Source organism: Methylobacterium brachiatum (genome assembly GCF_020523825.1).
GTDB lineage: Bacteria > Pseudomonadota > Alphaproteobacteria > Rhizobiales > Beijerinckiaceae > Methylobacterium > Methylobacterium brachiatum.
This window is the reverse complement of record NZ_JAJALK010000048.1, coordinates 1-1354: the sequence shown is the minus strand read 5'-3', so window position 1 is coordinate 1354 and position 1354 is coordinate 1. Positions and strand designations below refer to the sequence as shown.

At 70.6% G+C, this 1354-nt stretch carries 1 protein-coding gene; it reads right to left on the bottom strand.

Annotated features, from left to right (window positions below):
• On the bottom strand, positions 1 to 1354 hold a 1354-nt coding region (gene dxs, locus LGR69_RS31700), incomplete at both ends, for a 1-deoxy-D-xylulose-5-phosphate synthase (protein ID WP_230368580.1).

Sequence of the window (1354 nt, the reverse complement as noted above, 5' to 3'; positions counted from 1 at the left end):
ACCAGCTCGGCCTCGTCGGCCGCCGCCATCACGGTCATGTTCGGCAGGCAGCACAGATACGCCAGGTCGAAGGCCCCGGCATGGGTCGCCCCGTCGGCGCCGACCAGCCCGGCCCGGTCCAGGCAGAACCGCACCGGCAGGTTCTGCAGCGCCACGTCGTGCACGACCTGGTCGTAGGCCCGCTGCAGGAAGGTCGAGTAGATCGCCACGAACGGCCGGTAGCCCTCCGTCGCCAGGCCGCCGGCGAACGTCACCGCGTGCTGCTCGGCGATGCCGACGTCGAAGGTCTTGTCCGGATGCGCCTTGCCGAACAGGTCGATCCCGGTGCCGCCGGGCATCGCCGCGGTGATCGCCACGACCTTGTCGTCGGCATCCGCCGCCTTGATCAGGCTCTCGCCGAACACGCGGGTATAGGCCGGGGCGTTGGGCTTGGCCTTGGCCTGGACCCCTGAGACCACGTCGAACTTGACCACGCCGTGGTAGCGGTCGGCCGAGGCCTCGGCCGGGGCGTAGCCCTTGCCCTTGCGGGTGACGACGTGGAGCAGGATCGGGCCGTGCTCGGCGTCGCGGACGTTCTTGAGCACCGGCAGCAGCTGGTCGAGATTGTGCCCGTCCACGGGGCCGACATAGTGGAAGCCCATCTCCTCGAACATCGTGCCGCCGCCGACCACGAGCGAGCGGGCATACTCTTCCGCCGCCGCGGCGCGCTGGTAGAGCGCCTTGGGCAGGAGCTTGCCGAGCTGCTTGGCGGTCTCGCGCAGCGACTGGTAGGTGCCCCCCGACGCCAGCCGCGCGAGGTAGCCCGACATGGCGCCGACCGGGGGGGCGATCGACATGTCGTTGTCGTTGAGGATGACGATCAGGCGCGAGTGCAGGGCGCCGGCATTGTTCATGGCCTCGTAGGCCATGCCGGCCGACATCGAGCCGTCGCCGATCACCGCGATGGCGTTGCGGCGCTTCACGCCCCGGCCCTTGGCCTTGGCGGCGTCCGCATCGAGGTCGCGGGCGACCGCCATGCCGAGCGCGGCGGAGATCGAGGTGGAGGAATGGGCGGCGCCGAACGGGTCGTAGACGCTCTCGGAGCGCTTGGTGAAGCCGGACAGGCCGCCGCCCTGGCGCAGGGTCCGGATGCGGTCGCGGCGCCCGGTGAGGATCTTGTGCGGGTAGCACTGATGGCCGACATCCCAGACGATGCGGTCGTCGGGGGTGTCGAACACGTGGTGCAGCGCGACGGTGAGCTCGACCACGCCGAGCCCGGAGCCGAGATGGCCGCCGGTGATCGAGACCGCGTCGATCATCTCGGCCCGCACCGCGTCCGCCACCGCCTGCAACTCCGATTCGGGAAGCTGGCGCA